This window comes from Streptomyces sp. NPDC002809 (assembly GCF_040295435.1).
Taxonomy (GTDB): Bacteria; Actinomycetota; Actinomycetes; order Streptomycetales; family Streptomycetaceae; genus Streptomyces.
On the sequence record NZ_JBEOVJ010000009.1, the window covers coordinates 59,101 to 74,024 of the forward strand.

Consider the following 14,924-nt stretch of genomic DNA (forward strand, 5'->3'; position numbering starts at 1 on the left):
AGAGTGGACGGTACGCGTAACGATGCGTAACCATGGGCGGGTTGCGGACTGGGGACTGCGTACGAAAGGTGGCCGCACATGACCGACGAACCCGACTGCTCGGACAGCCTCAAGGCGTTCGGTGAGGTGGTCAAGGTCCTGCGCAGACGGGCCGGGCTCACCCAGGAGGAGTTCGCCCCGCTGGTGCAGTACTCGGTGACGATGGTCGCGTCGATCGAGCAGGGGCGAAGGTTCCCCCCGCCGCAGTTCGTGGACCGGGCCGAGGACGTCCTGGACGCCATGGGGGTGGTGCGCGCGGCGGCCAAGCATCTGTCGCGGCGGCCGGGACTGGCGAGCTGGTTCCGGCAGTGGGCGCAGCTGGAGCGAGAGGCGATCACCCTGTACACGTACGAATGCCGCTTGATCCCGGGGCTGTTGCAGACGGAGGCGTACGCGAGGACGCTGTTCGCCGAGCAGTTGCCGCCCCTGGGTGACGAGCAGATCGAGGCGCAGTTGGCAGCCCGGCTCGAACGGCAGGAGTTGCTGAGGCAGCGGCCCAACACCGCGTACAGCTTCATCCTGGAGGAACACCTACTGCTGCGCAGGACCGGCGGGCGGACCGTCACCACCGGGCTGATCGAGCATCTGCTGGATCTCGCCTCGCTCCGGAACATCGAGCTTCAGATCATGCCGGTGGTGCGGGAGCGGCATGCGGGGCTCGGTGGCCCGATGCAACTCCTGGAGACGCCTGAGAACCGGTGGTTCGGCTATGGCGAAGGGCAGGAGAGCGGCCAGTTCATCTCCGAGTCACGAGTCGTGAGCACGCTCCAAATGCGGTATGCCAGGATGCGATCGCAGGCTCTCTCATTGGAGGACTCCGTGAGCCTGCTGCGGCAGATGCGAGGAGCGTTATGAGCACGACGGAACTGACCTGGTTCAAGAGCAGCTACAGCAGCGGCTCCGGCGACTCCTGCGTAGAGGTCGCCCTGTCCTGGCACAAGTCCACCTACAGCAGCGGATCCGGCGACGACTGCGTAGAGGTCGCCACCTGCTCCACCACCGTCCACATCCGCGACTCCAAGGTCGAAGAGGGCCCCCATCTCGCCCTCTCCCCCACCACCTGGACCCACTTCGTCGCGTACGCGGTCCAGGGCTGAGCACGCGGTCCCAGGCGCTATAGGAATCTCCTATAGCGCCTGCTGACATTTGGTCTTTGCCTCTCGTTCTCTCCCGGTCGTACCTTCAGAACAACGCGGAAGCGTACGACTTCACCGAGAGGAAATGCGGCAATGAGCACGACGGAGAACGGATCAGGAACGCGGGAACTCGCCGGAAAGCGGGCCCTCGTCACAGGTGGTTCCCGTGGAATCGGCGCGGCGATTGTGCGCCAGCTCCGCGAGGCGGGCGCCGAGGTGCTCACCACCGCACGGTCGGCGCCGGACGGGGTACAGGAGGGCGTCACCTTCGTCGAGGCCGACGTGCGGACACGGGCCGGGGCGGAGGCCATCGCCGCAGCCGCGCAGAAGACGCTCGGCGGGGTGGACATCCTGGTCAACAACGCGGGCGGGGCGGGGCCGTTCCGGCAGACCGCGGACATCCCGGACGAGGAGTGGCAGAACCAGCTGGACCTGAACTACCTGGCTTCTGTGCGGCTGGACGCCCTACTGGCGCCGGGAATGCGGGAGCAGGGTTCGGGGGCGATCGTGCACGTGTCCTCGGCCGCGACTCCGTTCGCTCCCCCGCCGTTCCTGCACTACACCGCGGCAAAGGCCGCGTTGGAGAACTACAGCCGTGGGCTGGCCCAGGAGCTGGCACCGTCCGGTATCCGGGTCAACATCGTCAGCCCCGGCAGGACCGAGACCCCCGGCGGCGAAGCGACGCGCGAGGAGTGGGCGCGCATGCTCCCGGGGTCGGGCGCGGACAACAGCGGCGTGCCGCTGGGACGTGTCGGCCGACCCGACGACATCGCCGACGCAGTGCTGTTCCTTGTTTCCGACCGGGCGAGCTGGGTGACCGGGAATATTCTCACCGTGGACGGCGGCGAATTCCCCAGGAGCTGACGCGTACGGAATTCCGGAACGCGGAAGAGAAAATGGTGGCGGCGCCTGAGACAGGCGCCGCCACCACCTGCGTACTGCGGGGGTTAATTGAGTGTCAGGAAGGTTCCCGCGCCGTTCGGGTATTCGATCCAGACGGTGGACCGGGCTCCCGCCGGAACGCCGGACCAGGTGGCGGTCAGGTCGGTCGGGGTGCCGGGGGTGACACGGGCGTGGTCGGGCGTGACCGTGACCTTGCCGGTGACCGGGCTGTCCTCGGTGATGTTGTTCACCTGGTAGGTGTACGGGGTGACGGTGTCGTCGGTACTGCCGACGGCGACCACGGCCACGAAGATCTTCCCTGCGTTCGGCTGCCGCAGGCTGATGGTAGATGTTCCGTTGCTGTCGGGATCAGCGAAGGCACCGTACTGCGGGACGCCGTCGACCATCCATCCCCAGACGACGCCGACGATGGTGTCTGCCGCCGGGTCGAAGTGGATCGTGATCTGGGAGGCCTTGGTGCCGGCCGGGATGTTCGCCTCGTAGTAGGTCTCGGTAGTGGTTCCGGTCAGAGTGCCCTTGGTGAGGGGCGAGGAGACCGGGCCGTTGGCAGTGGCCGTGAGGGTGCTGGTGGCCGGGGTGACGGAGTAGGTGGTCTCGCCGCTCGTGCCGGTGCCCTTGACCTCGTCAGGGGCGTGGACGCTCTGCGGGGTGACGGCGATCGGGCTGCGGACGGTGGTGCGGCCCGAGGTCCAGGTGAGGGAACCGGTGTCGAGGGCTCCCGAGTGCGCGGTGGTCACGTCGAGCTTGACGGTGAAGGTGCGCTTCTGTCCGGCGTGGCTGAAGTGCAGGACGGACGGGGAGACGGTGGCCTTGATGCCGGGGAGGTCGACCTTGGCCCGGTAGGTGCCGGCCGAGGTGGCGGTGACGGTACGGGTGACCGTCTGGGTGCCGAAGAGCTCACCGATGGCGATGGAGGGGTAGTTGAGGTCGCTGGGATCGATGGCCTCGGTGCCGGTCCGGGTGTCGATGCCGACACCTTCGAGGTAGGCCAGCCAGTCCTTTTCGTTGGAGTCGTAGACGAGTCCCGGCCGGAGCATCGCCCGGGCCTCGACCTCGCCGGCGCCCTGGGCGAATACGTCGCCGCTGTTCTTGCCGTCGTCACTCTTGGTCGGGGAAGCGGTGGTCATCATGGCCGACTTGATGCTCATCGGGGACCAGGTGGGGTGCTCGGAGAGGTAGAGGGCGGCGAGGCCGGCGATGTGCGGGGTCGCCATGGAGGTGCCGGAGTAGAAGTCGAAGTCGCGGCCGTGGTTACCGGGCGGGGCGACGGCGGCGAGGATGGTGGCACCGGGCGCGGTGATGTCGGGCTTGAGGAGGTCGCCCTTGCCCACGAGGGAGGGTCCGCGGGAGGAGAAGCCGGCGACCTGCGGGTAGGTGGCGCCCTTGCCGCCGCTGGTGAGGGTGGCGGTGGCGTCGTCCGTGGCGGCGTAGTCGCGTACGGCGGTGGCGTCGGAGCCGCTCAGGTGGACGGTCGGAATGGAGTGCAGGTCTCCGTCGCTGCTCTCCTTACGCAGGTTGACCAGGACCATGGCGATGCCGCCGGCCCTCTTGACCTCGGCGGACTTGTCGACGCGGGCAATGACGCCCCGGTCGCAGACGACCGTCTTCCCGGCAGTGAGCGCGGGGTCGAGAGTGCCCGCTGTGCACAGGTCGGCGTCGGCGGTGTCGGCGTCGGCGTTCTTGACCGCGGCGGCACGGACGAGGGGCGCGGAGCCGACGGTGTCGTGCACGCTGGTGCTGATACCCGTATAGCTCTTCCCGTTGCCGAGGGTGACGGTGCCCGTGTAGGGGGCGATGGTTCCGGCGGCGACGGTCGTGGTCCAGGGAGCCGTGTTGTCGAGGCTGGCGGCTTCGGGGCCGGCGTTGCCTCCGGCGGTGGCGACGAAGACGCCGGCGGCGGCGGCGTTGCGGAGCGCGACCTGGGAGGGGTCGTCGTAATCGCTCTCGGACGCGGCGCCGAGTGAGTAGTTGATGACGTCCACACCGTCGGCGACGGCCTGGTCGATGGCGGCGACGAGGTCGCTTGTCAGTCCGCCGTCCTGGGTGCCGTCCTTGCTCTGCCAGAGGGCCTTGTAGACGGCGACGGTGGCGGCCGGGGCGACGCCGGAGACGGTGCCGAGGTCATTGCCGTCGACGGTGGCCCGGACCCCGGCGTTGCCGGCCGCGGTCGATGCGGTGTGGGTGCCGTGGCCTTCGCTGTCGCGGGGGGATATGTAGCCGCCGCGGTTGGATTCGGGGACTCTCCGGAGCCAGCCCTCGCCGAAGTAGCGGGCGCTGATGATCTTCTCGTTGCAAGCGGCGGCGGTGAAGCTCTCGCCGGTCTGGCAGGTGCCGGTGAAGGTGGTGCCGTCGGCCTTGTGCATGACGGTGGTGGTTCCGTCGAGGTAGGGCCGGTAGGGGTCGTTCTTGCCGGGCTTGCCGGGCTTGCCCGCGGGCTTCTTGGCCGTGAGCGCGGGGGCCTCGAAGGAGGCGCTCTCGGGCCAGATACCGGTGTCGATGTCGCCGATGACGATGCCCTTGCCCGCCTTGGCGGTGCCGCCGAGGGCTGCCCACAGCCCCTTGCGGCCGGAGAGGCCGAGGAAGTCGGTGGAGTTCCTGTCGTCGGTGGCCTTGTGGAGCCGGTCCGGAGCGATGTTGGTGACGCCCTTGGTGCGGGCCAGCTGGACGAGCTGGGCGGCGTTGAGCTGGGCGCTGAAGGTGTTGGTGGTGACGGCGTAGTGCTGGCTGACGGTGGCGCCGACCTTCTTGGCGACATGCGTCTGCTCGTCCGTCAGGTGGGAGCGGTAGCGCTTGGCGTTCGCGCTGGTGACGTCGAGCTTCTTGCCCGCGGTGGGCCGCGTGGCGGGGAGGTCGTCGACGCTGCCGTCGTACGTGACGAGCGGCTGGTCGGCGAGGGTGATCAGGTAGGTGCCGGCAGCCGGAGGACTGGCGGGGCCCGTCGCGGAGGCGGGGGTGGCGAGGGGAAGGCTGAGGGCGGCGAGGGTGGTGGTGAGCAGGGCACCGATGGTGCCGCGCCGGATGCGGGACGCTCTTCGTGGCTGAGGTGTCACGGATTTCCTCACGGGTGTTCGGGCATGCCGGAGAGGCGAGCGGGGGTACTCGCCCAGGGTGTGAGTCGGCGACTTGGGGTGACGAACCGCCGTTCATGTGGGGTGATCGATAGGCGATTCGAGAGAAGTGAACGCTGTGCGATCACTTGGTGTCCAGATAATCTGATGGCGTGTTTGGCGCGGTGACCAAACGCGCCACCTGCGGGGGGACGATCGGCCGGTGACCTGCACTGCCCGTATCTGTCCGGGCGGCCCGACATGTGGGGCAGGGGAGGCTGATTTTGCTGGAAGCAGTGGGTGTGAGCACGTTCGACGAGGTCGTGTACCGGGCGGTGCTGACGGCGCCACAGGTCGCGGTGCGTGATCTCGCGGAGAGCGTGGGGGCCGGAGCGGCGCGTACCGGGCAGGCGTTGAAGCGCCTCGCCGCTCTGGGGCTGGTGCGGCGAATGGGGCGGGGCCAGTGGGAGGCGTTGAGTCCGCACTCGGCCTTGTCGGCGTTGCTGCACCGCCGCCGGTCGGAGACGGAGACGGTGTTCGCCGGGGTGGAGACGGAGCTCGCCGATCTGCATCGCCTGCACCGGGCCGGGCAGTTGCGGTCGGATCCGGGTGCCCTGGTGGAAGTGCTGACGGGTCAGGAGGTGATGGCTCGAAGAGTCGAGGAGTTGAGCCGGTCCGTCACGACGCACCTGTGGACGCTGGACAAACCGCCGTATCTGGAGCCGGTGGGAGAGCCGCACCACAACGAGCAGGAGACGTCGACGACGAGGGAGTGGCTGGAGCGTGGCGTGGACATCCGAGGCGTGTACTGCCTGGAGTCGATCGAGCCGCCCGGGCGGCTGGAGTCGATTCTGAACCTGGCGGCGCTCGGGGAGCAGTCACGCCTGTTGCCGCACCTTCCGTTCAAGGCGCGGATCGTGGACCGGCGGGTCGCGGTGGTGCCGTTGGCGGGAGGGAGCAAGGACTCGATCGTGCTGGTGCATCCGTCGGGCCTGCTGGACGGTCTGATCGAGTTGTTCGAGGCCTACTGGGAGCGGGCCGAGCCCCTGCTTTCCCAAGGGCTCGGCATGGTGGAGGGCCCCAGCGAGGAGGAGTTGATGCTGGTGCGGTTGCTGCATGCCGGGTTCAAGGACCAAGCGATCGCGCGGCAGTTGGGAGTCAGCGTGCGTACGGCGACGCGTCGGGTCGCGGCGTTGATGCGGAAGCTGAATGCGGTGACGCGGTTTCAGGCCGGAGTGGAGGCACGGGAGCGGGGCTGGGTCTGAGACGACTCGGTCCGGGCCTCCCGGCGCAGAAGGTCGAGCAGGGCCGACTCCCCCGGGCCCGCGTCCTGTCGGAGCACGGCGATGACGGGCTGCGAGACGGCCGGGAACACCGGGCGGACAAGGTGCTCGTAGCCGTGGGGCACCGCGGAGGCCGGGACGAGCGTCACCCCCAGCCCATGGGCGGCCCAGCGCACGGCCGTCGCGATCTGCGTCACGCGGGCGGCCGTGGCCGGGGTCAGGTCGTTGTCCCGCAACACACCCAGCAGTACGCCGTCGATCGCGCTGTCGCGGTCGAACCTCACCCACGCCTCCCCGTCCAGTTCACGCAGGTCGACCCGGTCCGCGGCAAGCCGCCGGTCGCCGGGTCCGAGCACCACGACGAACTCCTCGTCGCCGAGGTGGTGGGCGTCGGCGGGGCTCCGCTCGCACGCCGCCATCAGGGCCAGGTCCAGCACGCCCCGGCGGCACAACCGCTCCAGCTCCGCGGAGCTCGGCTCCTCGAAGACGGTCACCTCCAGGCGCGGGAAGCGGCGGCGCAGCGCGTCCAGCGCGCCCGGCAACTGCCGCGTCCCGAAGCCCATCTGCGCCGCGACCACCAGCTCACCCACCAGCTCATCGGCACCGGCCCGCGCCGTCGCCCTCGCCTTCCGCGCCGCGCTCACCGCGACCTCCGCCTCCCGCAGGAACGCGCGGCCGACCGCGGTGGCCACGAGCCCGGTCGGGGTGCGGTCGAACAGCTCCACGCCGAGCTCCCGCTCCAGGCCGCGGATCTGCTGCGACACCGACGGCTGGGCCACGCGCAGCCGCTCCGCGGCCGCTGTCACCGAGCCCTCCTCGGCGACAGCCAGGGCGTACTCGAACTGACGAAGGCTCATCGGCTCCCGTCCCCTCCGTGCGATGGGCTGCGACGCGCCCTGCGGTGATCGTTCTACTGGCAGTCGTTACATCGCGGGGGTCGGCTCGTATATTCCGGTCCGCGCCCCTCCGGGGCGGGCATTTCGTCTGGCCCCTCAGCTCGGGCAGAAGGGCTGGCCCCCGCCCGCAGCTTCACACGTGATGTGTACATCCATCTGACGTGCCGATAGGTTCCTGGTTGCTCCCGGCACCACACACGGCCCGTCACACGGCTCGTAGGAACCTCCTCCCACCCCACAGGAGAAGCCCCGTGCGCAGATCACCCCGCCTGCTGACCGCCGCCACCGCCCTCGCGGTCTCCGCCACCCTCGTCCTTGCCGCGTCTCCGGCGGGAGCCGCGACCGCCTGGACGCAGGCCGACAGCGAGAAGTTCAACACCGTCTACGCACTCCAGCGCTCCCAGGGCGCCGCGACCGACGGAACCGACTGGTTCTTCTCCTGGAAGTCAGGCCTGTCCAGGGTGAGCATGGACTACTCGAAGACGTACGACACCGACAACAGCGCGATCCCCGACGCCATCGCCGACCAGGGTGGTGACCACATCGGCGACATCGCCCAGCACGCCGGAAAGCTCTACGCGCCCATCGAGGACAAGGACTACGCGCACCCCTGGGTGTGCGAGTACAGCGCGGCCACCCTCGACCACACGGGCGTCTGCCACGCGCTGCCCGTCAACGCCTCGGGGCAGACGCACGCCTCCTGGATCGCTCTCGACCCGGCGAAGGGCCTCGCCTACACCACCGACTTCGACGACGTGAACACCCTGCGGGTGCTGCGCCTCTCCGACTTCGGCCTGGTGCGCACCGTGCCGCTCAGCACCACGCTCGACGCCGTCCAGGGCGGCGACCTGCACGAGGGGCAGCTCTACCTGACATCGAACGACGGGGAGAAGTCCGTCAACCGTGTCGACCCGGTCAGCGGCCAGGTCACCCGCGAGTTCGAGCAGGACCTGGATCTCGTCTCGGAGGCCGAGGGAGTGGTCGTACTGCCGCGCCCCGACGGCTCGTTCCTGCACACGCTCGACGTCTCATGGAACCTCTGGGTCAACTTCCGTAGCTATAGGCGCGGCTGAGGTAGCGGACGATGGCCCGGTATCACGGCGAGCGCCGCCGCCGGGTGTCACCGGCGGCGGCGCGAGGGCCGGCGCTGTGCGCGTGGATCAGCGGAAGCTGAGGGAGGCGGAGCCGGGTTCGGCGGTGATCGAGCCCGGACAGAGGAAGCTTCCGGAGCTCTTCGAGGCGGTGAACGCCTGGTTCAGGTAGGTGCGGGTGGATCCGTCGCGGGTCCACCCGACGCCTGTCGCCCGGTAGCTGCAGGTGACGATGGACTGCTTCACCGTGATGTCGATGAGGTCGGACGTCGCTGTGCCCGCCGCGTCGTCGAAGGTGAGCGCCGGACTGTTGTTGAGGGTGGCACTCGCGCCACCGGTGCAGCTCAGGCTGCTGTTAATGGTGGCGCGGTCGATGGTGAGGGTGGAGGGCGGGTTCGCGCTGGTGGTCGCGTCGGTCCAGGTGCAGGTGCTGCCCGCCGCCGTGATGACTCCGTCGACCCGCTGCGAGGCCACGGGGCCCGTCGCGGCCGCCGCCGTGGACGCGCCGGCGGTGACCGCTACGGCGAGGGCGGTGACGCACAAGAGTTGCGGTGTGAGCTTCATGTCACTCCTTCTTGCCACGCACTTGTGGGGGTGTCCGTACAGCCCCGTTCGCGTCCGTGGTGAGGGGAGGACGCGAATCCGGGTGCCATGGACCGTCCCACAGGACCTGATAGATTGTCAGGTAGGCGTCAAACACTGGCTGGATGGCGCCCCTGCGGACCAGCACGCCCAGCGTGCCACCGGAAGCGGATCAAGGGGCGCCCGATGGCGGCCCAGTTCGCCCTCGCACACGAGAAGGGCCGGCAGCGTCCCTGGCAGTGGTTCAGCAGCGACCGGCGGAAGGTCGTGGAGCGGATCCAGCCCGGCGAGGTGAGCTGGGTGGTGATCCAGCCGAGCCGCGAACGGGTCGAGGGCTGGTTCGTGAACAACAAGGAGGACTGCCGGCTGCACGTGGTGATCGACGTACCGTCACGAGCCGTACCGGACCGCAATCTTCAGTGGCGGCCGCCCTTGTCCGGTCTCGGGGACCCCAGTCCTTGATAGCGTCGCCCCAGCGACTGCGGACCACTCCCCGCCGGGGTCGTCGCTCTGCCGGGACGGCGCTGCCACCACGGGACGGCGGGTGCGGGTGGCAGGGGGACCTTCACGGCAGGGACGAAGAGAGCCGACGCATGAGCCTCGCGCAGTTGCACTACACCTCCGCAACCGGCGGGAACGGCCCCGGCACCGGCGAGGACGAACCGATACCGGCCCGGTTCACGGCAGTTGACGCCTCGATACCCGCGTCCGTACTCACCGAGGCCGGCCCGCTCCTGGCCTACGAGACACCCGCCGGCACCGCGCCCCGGCTCTCGGACGCCGCACTGCGTGCCCTGCCCGAGGCGTTCAGCTTCAGTGTGCTCTCCGACGGCAGTCATCTGCTGGCCCGGACCGTGGCGGTGCAGCCCGCACCGACCTCCGCCGTGGGCTTCCACGCGCACGCCGTCCATCTCCCCGCCGGCACCCGGCTGCCGGGCGGCGCCCTCCCGATCACCGCCTGCCGGTCCGCCCGCTGGGCCGCCACGACACCGGACCGTACGCTGCCCGGCCCCCTCGCCGCCCTGCCCGCCACCGGTCACGCCCGGGACCGCGAGGGGCTCAACGACTTCGCCGTCTCCCGGGGCCCCTGGCTCGCCGGTGTGCTGGCCGACCTGCGCCGGCTGTACGGACAGGACGACGCCGGCCGGGTCGTGCTCGTCGAGCGGCAGAGCGCGGACGTGGCCCGGTGGGTCGCGCTGGCCTGCGTCGCGCTGCCCGACGAACTCGCCGAACGGCTGACGTTCACCACCTACACCCGTCACCCGCAGCGCGCCCCGCAGCAGATCGTCGGAGTGCTGCCGCAGGACGCGCACGAGCTGACGGGCTCCGGTGTCCACGTGCACACCTGCACCGGTCCGCGCCCGGAAGGGACCGTGGCCGACGCCTGGGCCGAGACGGCCGCCCGGATCTGGCGGAGCCGCGCGCCGGAGCTGTTCCGGGAGGCCGCGGAGCTGCCCGGGGAGCCGTTCGCGGCAGGACCGGTGGCCGTGACGGCCCTGTGCGCGGGCATCGCCCTGGGGACGGGCGGGCGCGCCGCCGCGGCCGGCTGGGCCGCCGAGCGGCCCTACGCGCTGGACGCGAAGCGGACCCGGCAGCTGGTCGACGCACTGACCGCGCCGGGGGTCGACGACCGCACCGGCCCAGAGTTCGACGCCGCGGGACGGCTCTTCGCCGCACTCGACGGCCGCTCCCCCGCGACGACCACGGCCCCGCTGGCCGCGATGCTGGTCACGGAGGCGGTCCGCGGCGGCAACGGCTCCGTGGAGCTGCCCGGCCGTACCGCCTTCAGCGGTCCCGAGGGCGCGGCCGTCGCCTCGGTGCTGGGCCCGGAGATCCTGACCGAGCTGAGCGGCGCGGGCGTCGGTCTCGACGTGGCCAGGACGGTGCAGCTGTTGCGGGTGGCCCGGCTGCTCGGTGTGGACTGCGCGGAGCTGCTGCCCGCGGTCGTCCGCCGGCTCGCGCCCGCCCTGCTGGAGCCCGGGGACGGCGAGCCGGGCTGGGCGCCCGCGCTGCTGGAGCTGATGGATGAGCAGTTCGACGTCCGTACGGCTCTGCTCGGTGCGCTGGACCGGATCGCGCCGCAGGACCCGTCGGGGGTCGAGCGGCTGCTGGGCCGGGTTCCGCTGCCCTTCACCGGCACCCAGTTGCTGCCGCATCTGCGGATGTGCGCCGAGGCGCCGGAGGCCAAGGCCGGCTGCGGAGCGGACCGGGTGGGCGCGGTGCACCGGGTGCTCCGCGCCGCCGGGATGTCGCCGTTCGCGGAGCCGCTGGTGCTGCGGACGGCCGTGGGGCTGGTGTGGGAGGAGAGCGCGGGCAAGGGCGCGATGACGGCGGGCGAGGGCCGGCTGCTGCTGGAGGCCGCCACGTCGGACGCCCACCGGACGGCCGGCACCTGGTCGCACCTGGTGGCCGCGGCGCTCGGTGCGCCCGCCGCCGACGAGGAGGCGCCGGAGCTCGCCCATGACCTGCTGCGCGGCTTCCCGCAGGAGATCACGGGCCGGGAACGGGGGGCCCTGCTGCTCCTGGAGTTCGCCCGCGAGATCCGGTCGGACGCGGCGGCACCGGAGTGGGCGGAGCGGGCCCGCGCGCTGCGCAGGGGCGCCGAGCCGGTGGAACCGGAGGTGCTCGGCCATGCGTACGGGGCGCTTGCCACGCGGCTGCTCGCGCCGGACCGGCCGGAGGCCGAGCTGTACGCCCTGGTGCACAGCGGCGATCCGGACCTCGTCGCCGCGTACGACCGGGCCGCGCGCGAGGCCGGTGTCCGTTCCCGCCTGAAGGCGGAACCGGCGTACGCCGCGGACTGCTTCGCCGTCTGGACCGCTCATCCGCACGCCGGAGCGGAGTGGAGCCGGGCCGCGGACGCCCTGCTGGAGGAGGTGCTGCGCCCCGCCGTGCGCACGCTCTCCGCCGACGGGGTCGCGGCGGTGGAGGAGGCCGTGGGGCGCTCGGGGAGCAGCGGCCGGGCGGAGGCCTTCCACGACTGGAACCGCCGGGGCCGGGGCACCCTGGGGCGGATCGGGCGGCGGATCGCGGGGCGGGTGCGCCGGGGGTGACGGCGCGAGTCGTCGGGGGCACCGTCCGCCGGGTACCTTTGGGGCACAACGATCTCGTGGGCCTGGGGCCTGCCGTCACCCCCAGGAGGAACAGATGACGACGAACCGTGGGCGCAAGGACGTGATCCGCGACCGGATGGCGGCGACCGGTGAGTCGTACAACGTGGCCGCCCGCAACCTCAAGGCGATGAAGGACATGGGCGCCACGCGTGACGCCGTCCTCACGCAGCGCTGGCGCCCGGCCGAATCCTTCGACGTGCCCTGCCCCTGCGGCGGCACGTGCGAGCCCGGCGAGACGTGCGAGCGGTGCCACGCCCGGCATCGGCACGTGGCGCGGTACCCCGGCAGTGCCACGGACGTGGAGACGTGGGTCGACCGCTACGAGTGCACCGGCTGCTCCGCCTCGTACACGCTGATCGTCCAGCTGCCCGGCCGGCCCTGGGGTGTCGCGGAGACCGTGATCCAGGGCGGTTCGGCCGAGGAGGTCGTGCGGGCCCGGGTCTTCCCCGGTGTGGTGCACCCGCTGCTGAAGCCCGAGACGCCGGAGGAGGACTGACGCGTCGCGTCAGTCCTCCTCGGGCCGGTTCTCAGGCGTCGGGCGTCAGCCGCAGTGAGATCGAGTTGATGCAGTACCGCTGGTCCGTCGGGGTCGGGTAGCCCTCGCCCTCGAAGACATGGCCCAGGTGCGAGCCGCAGCGGGCGCAGCGGACCTCGGTGCGGACCATGCCGTGGCTGCGGTCCTTGATCAGTTCGACCGCGTCCGTGTCCTTCGGGTCGAAGAAGGACGGCCAGCCGCAGTGCGACTCGAACTTGGTGTCGGAGCGGAACAGCTCCGCGTCACAGGCGCGGCAGGAGTAGACGCCCGTGGTCTTGGTGTCGGTGTACTCGCCGGCGAAGGCCGGTTCGGTGCCCGCCTTGCGCAGGACGGCGTACTCGGCGGGGGTGAGTTCCTCCCGCCACTGCTCGTCCGGCTTCTCGATGTCGTACGGCACGGTGGCTCCCTCAGCTCGACAGGTGGTCCAGGATCTGCGGGCCGAGGTCCGTGACATCGCCCGCCCCCATGGTGAGAACGAGGTCGCCGGGCTTCGCCATTCCCGCGATGACCCCGGGGACCGTCGCCTTGTCGTGCACGGCGGTGACGTCGGCGCCGGCGGCCTGCGCGGCGTCGATGATCAGGGTGCTGGTGATGCCGGGGATCGGGTCCTCGCGGGCCGGGTAGATGTCGAGGACCACGGAGGCGTCGGCCAGCGCGAGGGCCTGGCCCATCTCGGTGCCCAGCTCCTGGGTGCGGGAGAAGAGGTGGGGCTGGAAGACGACCAGGATCCGGGCGTCGGTGGCGGCGCCGCGCATCGCTTCGAGGTCGGCCGTCATCTCGGTGGGGTGGTGGGCGTAGCTGTCGATGACCTGGACACCGGCCGCCTCGCCCTTGAGCTGGAGGCGGCGCTTGACGCCGGTGTACTTGCCGAGGGCCGAGGCCAGGTTGTGGGCGGGGATACCGAGGGCGACGCCCGCGGCGAGGGCGGCCACCGCGTTCAGCGCGTAGTGGCGGCCGGGGACGGAGACGGTGAAGGTGAGGTACTTCCCGTTCAGGACGACCGTGACCTCGCTGGTCAGACCGCGGGGGGTGATCTTGTGGACGCGTACGTCCGCGGTCTCGGACTCCCCGTAGGTGACGACCTTGAGCGCGGACAGGTCACGCACCCGGCCGGTCAGCTCGACGGCGCCGGACTGGTCGGCGGAGATCACCAGGGTGCCGTCGGGGACGATCTTGCCGGCGAAGGTCTCGAAGGAGTCGTAGATCTCGTCCATCGAGGCGTAGTTCGCGTGGTGGTCCAGCTCGACGTTGAGGACGATCGCGACCTCGGGGTCGTACTTCTGGAAGCTCCGGTCGCTCTCGTCGGCCTCGGCGACGAAGATCGCGCCCTCGCCGTGGGTGGCGTTGGTGCCGGGTCCGGCCAGGTCGCCGCCGATCGCGTACGAGGGGTCGAGACCCAGCTCGGTGAGGGCGACGGCCAGCATCGACGTGGTGGTCGTCTTGCCGTGGGTGCCCGCGACGGCGATGGACCGCAGCCCCTGCATCAGCGAGGCGAGGGCGTCGGAGCGGTGCACGACGGGGATCGAGAGCTCCCCGGCGCGCACCAGCTCCGGGTTGTCGTCGCGGATGGCGCTGGAGACGACCACGCACGTGGCGTCGTCGGCCAGGTGGCCGGCGGCGTGCCCGATGTGGACGGTCGCCCCCAGCGCGCGCAGCGCCTCTGCCGTGGCGGACTCCTTGGAGTCACTGCCCGCGACGTTCGCACCCCGCTGGGTGAGGACCTTCGCGATGCCCGACATTCCGGCGCCGCCGATGCCGATGAAGTGCGGCCGTTCCATGGCGGCAGGAATACCGGGTGCCATGCGTGTGTCTCCCAGGGTGCGTACGGGTATGGCCTCCCAGCCTATTCGCTGTGCGCGAAGAGCTTGAGCACCGGTACGCCGACCTTGTGGCGGGCTCGGGACGCCCAGTCGCGGTGGAAGAACTCCTCCACGTAGTGCGGGGCGGTCAGGACGATGACCTCGTCGGCCTCCGCCTCGTCGACGACGGACGTGAGCTTGTCCAGGGGGTGGTCCTCGATCACCTGTCCGACGGCTTCGCAGCCCGCCTGGCGCAGGGCCTCCAGGGACACCTCCAGTGCGAGTTCGGCGGACTGTCTGGCGTTCTTGCCCTCCGGCTCCTCGCTCTCGCGGGCCGCTTCCTTCAGTTCGCCCATCGCCAGGTCGTCGATGGCCCGCAACAGCACATCCGCCTGGTCACCACGCGGCTGCATGAGTACGACGAAGGAGATCTGCTCCTCCCCGTGCAGGGTGGTGACGAACTCGACGTCCTCGGAAGTGAGGGGCTTCTCGATCATCAA

General features: G+C 70.8%; 14 protein-coding genes. 8 read left to right on the top strand and 6 right to left on the bottom strand.

What is annotated here, in order from left to right; translation table 11 throughout:
- Positions 1-78: 78 nt before the first annotated feature.
- From ABT025_RS08440 to ABT025_RS08450, 3 genes are all read left to right on the top strand, one after another.
- On the top strand, positions 79-894 hold the full coding sequence (locus tag ABT025_RS08440; RefSeq protein ID WP_350991294.1) for a helix-turn-helix domain-containing protein: 816 nt from the start codon (positions 79-81) through the stop codon (positions 892-894).
- On the top strand, positions 891-1,136 hold the full coding sequence (locus ABT025_RS08445) for a DUF397 domain-containing protein (protein WP_350991296.1): 246 nt from the start codon (positions 891-893) through the stop codon (positions 1,134-1,136). Before ABT025_RS08440 ends, ABT025_RS08445 begins: the two co-directional genes overlap by 4 nt.
- Positions 1,137-1,268: 132 nt before the next feature.
- Entirely contained in the window at positions 1,269-2,039 is a 771-nt protein-coding gene (locus tag ABT025_RS08450) for an SDR family oxidoreductase (protein ID WP_350991298.1), read from the top strand.
- Between the two features lie 83 nt (positions 2,040-2,122).
- On the opposite strand, the gene ABT025_RS08455 is transcribed toward ABT025_RS08450, so the two are convergent.
- On the bottom strand, positions 2,123-5,128 hold the full coding sequence (locus tag ABT025_RS08455; RefSeq protein WP_350991300.1) for a S8 family serine peptidase: 3,006 nt from the start codon (positions 5,126-5,128) through the stop codon (positions 2,123-2,125).
- A 299-nt stretch (positions 5,129-5,427) separates the two neighbouring features.
- Between ABT025_RS08455 and ABT025_RS08460 the strand changes: the two genes are divergently transcribed.
- Positions 5,428-6,390, top strand: a complete 963-nt coding sequence (locus ABT025_RS08460) for a helix-turn-helix transcriptional regulator (protein ID WP_350991302.1) — start codon at positions 5,428-5,430, stop codon at positions 6,388-6,390.
- On the opposite strand, the gene ABT025_RS08465 is transcribed toward ABT025_RS08460, so the two are convergent.
- Positions 6,351-7,265, bottom strand: a complete 915-nt coding sequence (locus ABT025_RS08465; protein ID WP_350991304.1) for a LysR family transcriptional regulator — start codon at positions 7,263-7,265, stop codon at positions 6,351-6,353. The genes ABT025_RS08460 and ABT025_RS08465 overlap by 40 nt on opposite strands.
- A 290-nt stretch (positions 7,266-7,555) precedes the next feature.
- Here ABT025_RS08465 and ABT025_RS08470 point away from each other — a divergent pair, with 290 nt between their 5' ends.
- Entirely contained in the window at positions 7,556-8,377 is an 822-nt protein-coding gene (locus ABT025_RS08470) for a hypothetical protein (protein ID WP_350991306.1), read from the top strand.
- Positions 8,378-8,464: 87 nt separating this feature from the next.
- Here the strand turns inward: ABT025_RS08470 and ABT025_RS08475 are convergent, their stop codons facing one another.
- Entirely contained in the window at positions 8,465-8,959 is a 495-nt protein-coding gene (locus tag ABT025_RS08475) for a hypothetical protein (protein ID WP_350991308.1), read from the bottom strand.
- A gap of 204 nt (positions 8,960-9,163) precedes the next feature.
- Between ABT025_RS08475 and ABT025_RS08480 the strand changes: the two genes are divergently transcribed.
- From ABT025_RS08480 to ABT025_RS08490, 3 genes are all read left to right on the top strand, one after another.
- On the top strand, positions 9,164-9,439 hold the full coding sequence (locus tag ABT025_RS08480) for a hypothetical protein (protein WP_350991310.1): 276 nt from the start codon (positions 9,164-9,166) through the stop codon (positions 9,437-9,439).
- A 131-nt stretch (positions 9,440-9,570) separates the two neighbouring features.
- Positions 9,571-12,030 (top strand): GTPase-associated protein 1-related protein, encoded by a 2,460-nt coding sequence (locus ABT025_RS08485; RefSeq protein ID WP_350991312.1) that lies wholly within the window; start codon positions 9,571-9,573, stop codon positions 12,028-12,030.
- A gap of 94 nt (positions 12,031-12,124) precedes the next feature.
- Positions 12,125-12,586, top strand: a complete 462-nt coding sequence (locus tag ABT025_RS08490) for a hypothetical protein (protein ID WP_350991314.1) — start codon at positions 12,125-12,127, stop codon at positions 12,584-12,586.
- A gap of 31 nt (positions 12,587-12,617) precedes the next feature.
- Here ABT025_RS08490 and msrB read toward each other — a convergent pair whose 3' ends face one another.
- From msrB to ABT025_RS08505, 3 genes are read right to left on the bottom strand one after another with little or no spacing between them, the layout of a single operon-like run.
- Positions 12,618-13,022, bottom strand: a complete 405-nt coding sequence (gene msrB, locus ABT025_RS08495) for a peptide-methionine (R)-S-oxide reductase MsrB (RefSeq protein ID WP_350991316.1) — start codon at positions 13,020-13,022, stop codon at positions 12,618-12,620.
- 10 nt (positions 13,023-13,032) lie between these two features.
- Positions 13,033-14,427: a UDP-N-acetylmuramate--L-alanine ligase gene (gene murC / locus ABT025_RS08500; RefSeq protein WP_350991318.1), complete on the bottom strand. Its 1,395-nt coding sequence runs from the start codon at positions 14,425-14,427 to the stop codon at positions 13,033-13,035.
- 41 nt (positions 14,428-14,468) lie between these two features.
- Complete coding sequence (locus ABT025_RS08505; RefSeq protein WP_350991457.1) at positions 14,469-14,921, bottom strand: indole-3-glycerol phosphate synthase; 453 nt, start codon at positions 14,919-14,921, stop codon at positions 14,469-14,471.
- Between the last annotated feature and the right edge of the window lie 3 nt (positions 14,922-14,924).